This is a genomic window from Synechococcus sp. B60.1 (genome assembly GCF_047462555.1).
Lineage (GTDB): Bacteria > Cyanobacteriota > Cyanobacteriia > Thermostichales > Thermostichaceae > Thermostichus.
Genome location: NZ_JANSJN010000046.1, coordinates 14,788 through 20,692 on the forward strand (window position 1 = coordinate 14,788; position 5,905 = coordinate 20,692).

Annotated in this window: 5 protein-coding genes; 1 reads left to right on the forward strand and 4 read right to left on the reverse strand. The window is 61.6% G+C overall.

Going from position 1 to position 5,905, the window contains the following annotated elements; all coding sequences use genetic code 11:
- Window positions 1-193: 193 nt before the first annotated feature.
- The 4 genes from serS to NW863_RS06870 form a co-directional block, all read right to left on the reverse strand.
- On the reverse strand, window positions 194-1,501 hold the full coding sequence (gene serS / locus NW863_RS06855; protein WP_414365467.1) for a serine--tRNA ligase: 1,308 nt from the start codon (window positions 1,499-1,501) through the stop codon (window positions 194-196).
- A gap of 27 nt (window positions 1,502-1,528) precedes the next feature.
- Window positions 1,529-2,521 carry a ketol-acid reductoisomerase gene (gene ilvC, locus NW863_RS06860; protein WP_414365469.1) on the reverse strand — a complete coding sequence of 331 codons (993 nt, stop codon included), beginning with the start codon at window positions 2,519-2,521 and terminating at the stop codon, window positions 1,529-1,531.
- Between the two features lie 75 nt (window positions 2,522-2,596).
- Window positions 2,597-4,042 (reverse strand): glycosyltransferase, encoded by a 1,446-nt coding sequence (locus tag NW863_RS06865; RefSeq protein WP_414365471.1) that lies wholly within the window; start codon window positions 4,040-4,042, stop codon window positions 2,597-2,599.
- Window positions 4,043-4,225: 183 nt separating this feature from the next.
- The gene (locus NW863_RS06870) at window positions 4,226-4,687 is read right to left on the reverse strand and encodes a YlqD family protein (protein ID WP_414365473.1); all 462 of its coding nucleotides are present in this window, start codon (window positions 4,685-4,687) and stop codon (window positions 4,226-4,228) included.
- 278 nt (window positions 4,688-4,965) lie between these two features.
- Here NW863_RS06870 and hemC point away from each other — a divergent pair.
- The coding region (hemC, locus tag NW863_RS06875; RefSeq protein ID WP_414365476.1) for a hydroxymethylbilane synthase at window positions 4,966-5,905 on the forward strand (940 nt) is incomplete at its 3' end.

Genomic DNA, 5,905 nt, shown 5'->3' on the forward strand with positions numbered 1-5,905 from the left:
CGCTCGTGGATTTGGCGGGTGCTGGCACTGCCCAGCTCCCAAAGGATATCGAGGATCTCAGATTCCAGAGGGCCCAGTGAGAGTTGCTTGGGACGATGCTTGGGCAACATAAACCCTGGCAGGGTAGGGATCCCTATCTAGATTGACATACTCTCCGCAGCTATGGCTTGCTGGAGCACCGCGGCAGAATGGCTTAGGGAGCAGTCCGGAGAGTGCCGTCTTGGGAGAGGAAGCGGGAGCTGAGGAAAGGACGCAGTGCCTGGGGAATGCGGATTGAGCCGTCCATCCGCTGGTGATTTTCCAACAGGGCGGCCAGAGAACGGCCCACTGCCAAGCCCGAACCGTTGAGGGTGTGGACGAAGTGAGTGCCTTTCTGCCCGGCCTCTTTGTAGCGGAGGTTGGCGCGGCGGGCCTGGAAATCCCAGCAGTTGGAGCAACTGGAGATCTCCCGGTAGCGGTTTTGGGAGGGGAACCACACCTCCAGATCAAAGCAGCGGGCCGCCGAGAAACCCAGATCGCCGGTGCACAGCTCCACCACCCGGTAGGGCAGCTCCAGCATCTGCAAAATGGCCTCGGCATCCTGTACCAGCTTTTCGTGTTCTACCTCCGACTGGGTGGGGTGGGTAACTTTGACCAGTTCCACCTTTTGAAACTGGTGCAGCCGGATCAGGCCCTTGGTGTCCCGGCCATAGCTGCCGGCTTCGCGGCGAAAGCAAGGCGTGTAGGCACAGAAATATAGCGGCAGGTGCTCGGCTGGGATCACCTCGTCCCGGTACAGGTTGGTGAGGGGCACTTCCGCTGTCGGGATCAGCCACAAGTCATCCTCAGCACAGCGAAAGCTCTCCTCGGCAAACTTGGGCAGTTGTCCTGTTCCCTGCAGAGCAGCGCTGTTGACCAAAAAAGGAGGGATTACCTCGGTGTAGCCGGCGGCAATGTGGCGCTCCAGCATCATGGCAATCAAGGCCCGCTCCAGAGCCGCCCCTGCCCCTACCATGGCGACAAAGCGGCTTTGGGCTACCTTGACAGCACGGCCAATCTCCAAGAGGCCCAGCTTCTCGGCAATCTCGTCGTGGGGAAGGACGGGATGGGCGGGTTTTAGCTCATCTCCCCAGCGGCGCACCTCCACGTTGTCGGCCTCATCTCGGCCAACCGGCACGCTGGGCAAGGGCAAGTTGGGCAGGGTAAGCAGGCGGGCGCGCATCTCCTCCTCCAGCTCCCGCTCCCGCTCTTCCAGTCGGGCGATCTCGGCCTTGAGCTCTGCCCCCTGCTGCCGCAGGGCCGCCACCTCGGATCCCTGGGGATCCGCTCCCTGGCGGATGAGCGCGCCGACTTTCTTGCCAAGGGTGTTGCTTTCCGCCTGCAGAGAGCCGCGCCGAGCCTCCAACTGGCGCCGCTCGCGATCCAACTGCAGGATCCCGTCCAGATCGATACTGGCCCCGCGCTTGTCCAGGGCTTGGCGTACCTCTTCTGGGCGATCCCGCAGCAGCTTCAGATCCAGCACGAGACTTGCCTGGGAAATGACCTCTACCTATTTCTTCAGCCAGCTAAACATGGCCCGCAGCTCTTTGCCCACCCTTTCGATGGGATGCTCGGCCTCGCGACGGCGCATCGCCGCAAACCCCGGCCTGCCAGCCTGGTTTTCCAAGACAAACTCGCGGGCAAACTGGCCGCTTTGGATCTCAGCAAGGATGCGCTTCATCTCGGCGCGGGTTTGCTCCGTGATGATGCGGGGGCCACGGGTGTAGTCGCCGTATTCTGCCGTGTTGGAGATGCTGTGGCGCATTTTCTCCAGACCCCCCTCGACGATGAGATCGACAATGAGCTTGACTTCGTGCAGGCACTCGAAGTAGGCCAGCTCCGGCTGGTAGCCCGCTTCCACCAGGGTCTCAAACCCGGCTTTGATCAAAGCCGTGAGGCCACCACAGAGCACCACCTGCTCGCCAAAGAGGTCGGTCTCGGTCTCCTCCCGAAAGGTGGTCTCAAGGATGCCAGCTCGCGTGCCGCCAATCCCCTTGGCATAAGCCATGGCCCGCTCCCGCGCCATCCCCGAGGCATCCTGGTAGACAGCAAACAGACAAGGCACCCCCTGGCCCTCCTGGTAAGTGCGCCGCACCAGGTGACCGGGGCCTTTGGGAGCAACCATGATGACATCGACGTCCGCCGGCGGCTGGATCTGGCCAAAGTGGATGTTGAAGCCGTGGGCAAACAGGAGCACCTTCCCCGGCTGCAAATGCGGGCGGATCTCACTCTGGAAGACGGTCTTTTGCACTTCGTCCGGTAGCAGGATCATCACCCAGTCGGCGGCAGCCGCAGCATCTGCTACAGTCTTGACCACTAACCCGTCCTGCTCGGCTTTGGGCCAAGAGGGGCTGCCGGGGTAGAGGCCGACGAGGACGTTGACACCGCTGTCGCGCAGATTGAGGGCGTGGGCATGGCCCTGGCTGCCGTAGCCGATGATGGCGACGGTCTTGCCGTCCAGGAGATCCAGGTTGGCGTCAGAGTCGTAGTAGAGGCGGGCCATAGTCGGGCTGGGTAGTGTGGTGAGCTGGCGTTTGATTAGGATAGCAGGATTAAGGGGATCCCTGGCAGGCGAAATTCAGAGGCCGTGATGCACGGTTTTCACCCATTTCAACCGCTTGGGCTGCACACACATACGAGCCGTGGTTACAATCATGACCGGCAGCCAGTGGAGCATGTACACCAAGCCTAGGGCAGTGCGCCACCAGAGCTTTCGTCCGCGCAGCCCCTCCATTTGGCGCAGCCCGCGATAGAAGGCCACCGTCACAGATCCCATGACCAGAGCGTTCAAGGGGAGCAGCACTGAGGAGTGGTCGGCCAAGAGTACCCAGAGGGTATCGGGAACTAAGGCCATCGGCAGCAAGTACTGAGAGATAAAAAAGGCCCAGAGATCCACCGTCTTAGCCATGCCCAGGCGGCGGCTGAGGATCCCTGGCCAGTAGTCGAGGTAGCGCTGGTAGCCCCCTTCCGCCCAGCGGCAGCGCTGGTGCCAAAGGCTTTTCCAAGAGGTGACCCCCTCTTCGACGATGGCCGGCTCCGTCAGAAAGGCAATATCCACCCCCGCCAGGTGCAACTTAAAAGTGAGATCCAGGTCGTCGGTGAGGGTGTTCTCGTTCCAGCCGCCGCACTTTTCCAGGACATCCCGTCGCACCAGTTGGCCGTTGCCTCGCAGCTCGCCAATCCCGCGGATGGCCACCCGCTGCTGCTGCAAGTAGGCATCGGAGGCCATCTCCGCCACCTGGCCCAGAGTCCAGAAGTTGACGTTGGGGTTGCTCAGGGCTTTGCGCACCTGAACAGCGCCGATTGTCCGTCTGCCGGGGCGGGGGGGCTGGCCAAACAGCGGCAGGGTGCGAGCCAGCAAATCCGGGGGCACAATGGCGTCGGCGTCGCAGACCAGGATGATCTCCCCCCGCGTCAGGGGCAGCACCTCGTTGAGGGCGCCAGACTTGCCGCCTCCTCGCCCCGGGGGCCGTCGGTAAACTCGCAGATGAGGGATCCGCTTTTGGGCTTCCTGCAAGATGTCGGGGGTGGCATCGCTGCTGGCATCGTCAATGGCCCACAGCTCCAGGTGGCTGCTGGGGTAATCCAACTGGGTGAGACTATGCAGCAGCCGCGGCAGCACTGCGCTTTCGTTTTTGGCCGGGATCAACACCGCCACTCGCGGCAGAGGAGAACCCGCCAGCGCTAAGGGCTGAGCCCCGCCCACCTCAGGCAAAGGCAGGGAGGCTGTTTCGGCGACGGCGGGAGGCCGGGCCATTGTTCCAGGAGGGTGAAGCCTCAAGGGGGGCGGCAGAGCTGCCGGTTGCAGCCGGAACAAGCGGTTGATGTGGATGACCATGAAGGTGGCCAGGCCAACGGTAAACCAGCGGGCTACCGCTACTTGGTGCATCAGGCTGACCAGACCCCACACCGTCGCCAGAACCAGGAAAGCCTTGAGACGGCGGCGCTGGGCCGAGGTGAGCAGCCAATCGGGAAGATGTAGATCCTCGAGGGGAGCAGGCTCTGACCCGACAAACTCAGACATGGGGAGCATCTCGTAGGTAACAACTTTGCCCGTACGCATCAGCCGCCCCGAGCCCAGCGGCTGTTAAAAGGTCGTTAATTATTGTCACCTATTGTGTTGCCACCACGTTGGGTTGAAGACCAAAGGTTCTGGTCTGCTACCCCACAGCAAGGGATCCCTGTCCTCCCAAAGGATATGAAAAGCTTATGGGTTGCCGCGAATTTCCTTGATCACCCCATCTTCCAGCAGGATCTCCACCTGCATTTTCTGGATCAGGTTGTCTCCCTTTTGCACGCGGAAGAAGCTCTCCACGCTGCCCTGCAGCACCTCTTGGTTCAGCTCCAGGCTACTCAGTTGGTTGATCTGTTGGAGCAACTGGTTTTTTTGATCCAAGAGCTTGATCTTTTGCTCGTTCACGCGGCTTTTTACCGCTTCTACCTGTTGGAGCACCTGGGGGCTGTTGGGGTTAGGGCTTTGTTTTTCGATTTCGGCAATGGCCCGCTTGCCCTGAAACTCCAGTTGCTGCATCTGAGCATCGGTGGCTTCGATTTGCCGCTCCAATTGCTCCTGCATTTCTTTCTTCCAAAGGGGGGTGACCACCACCTTGACAGGGATGGTGCGCTTGAGCAGTAACTGAGTGCCGTTGCCGACGTTGCTTTCTTCCATAAGACCTATCCAGGCAGACTACCAACCAAATCAGGGGGCCCTACTTAGAATTGTCCTCTAGCAACCTCGGAGAAGGAGGTTTGACAGACCAGACCTCTCCCCGCCGCGGCGGAGAACCCGTTTACTTATCCTACCGGCTGGGATCCCCGCAGTAAAGTCTCGGCTGGGGGGAAATGGCGGTTTTGGTTAAGGATCTTGAAGGCCGCTGCCCTGCGGCGGCGCAGATTCGGCTAGCGTGAAAGACGGTGTTCTCGGATTTTGCAGCAGCCATGAGCGAACTGGCCTCAACTCCCTGGCAAGCTGTCCAGCCGGTGCGGATCGCCTCCCGCAAAAGCGAGCTGGCTCTGGCCCAGACCCACTGGGTGATGGGGCAGTTGCAGGCCCACCATCCAGGGTTGCCCCTAGAGCTGCACACCCTTTCCACCCAGGGAGACATCATCCTGGATGTGGCGCTGGCCAAAATCGGGGATAAGGGCCTTTTTACCAAGGAGCTGGAGGTCAGCCTGCTCAACGGCACTAGCGATCTGGCGGTGCACAGCCTCAAGGACTTGCCCACCCGCTTGCCAGAAGGCCTGGTTCTGGGGGCAATCACGCAGAGGGAGGATCCTCTGGACGCGCTGGTGCTGCGGGAGGAGCTGCGCGCCTACCACCTGGCCACCCTACCAGCAGGGACGGTGATCGGCACTTCCTCTCTGCGGCGACTGGCCCAACTGCGCCACGCCTTTCCCCACCTGCAGTTTAAGGACGTGCGGGGCAACCTCAACACTCGCTTGGCCAAGCTGGATCGGGGGGAGTACGACGGCCTGATCTTGGCAGTCGCCGGCCTGAAGCGCCTGGGCCAAGCCCAGCGGATCCACGAGGTGCTGGATCCCAGTGTGTCCTTGTACGCCGTTGGCCAGGGATCCCTCGGCATCGAGTGCCGGCAGGGGGACGAGCGGATCCTGGAGCTCATTCGACCCTTGGCCGATGGGGAGGCCACAGCCCGCTGTTTGGCCGAGCGAGCTTTCTTGCGGGCGCTGGAGGGGGGCTGTCAGGTGCCCATCGGGGTCCACAGCCAAGTGCAGGGGGAAGAGCTGCACCTAACCGGCATGGTGGCCGACCTAGAGGGGCGACGGCTGATCCGCGATACCCAAACGGGATCCACTGCTGATCCGGAAGCGGTGGGAATCTCCCTGGCGGAAAAGCTGAAGCAACAGGGGGCCGACGAAATCCTGCAGG

Bases quoted from the DNA above. Each gene is read 5' to 3' on its own strand.
- ilvC (WP_414365469.1), bottom strand. From the start codon at position 2,521: ATGGCCCGCCTCTACTACGACTCTGACGCCAACCTGGATCTCCTGGAC.
- NW863_RS06865 (WP_414365471.1), bottom strand. From the start codon at position 4,042: ATGTCTGAGTTTGTCGGGTCAGAGCCTGCTCCCCTCGAGGATCTACAT.
- NW863_RS06870 (WP_414365473.1), bottom strand. From the start codon at position 4,687: ATGGAAGAAAGCAACGTCGGCAACGGCACTCAGTTACTGCTCAAGCGC.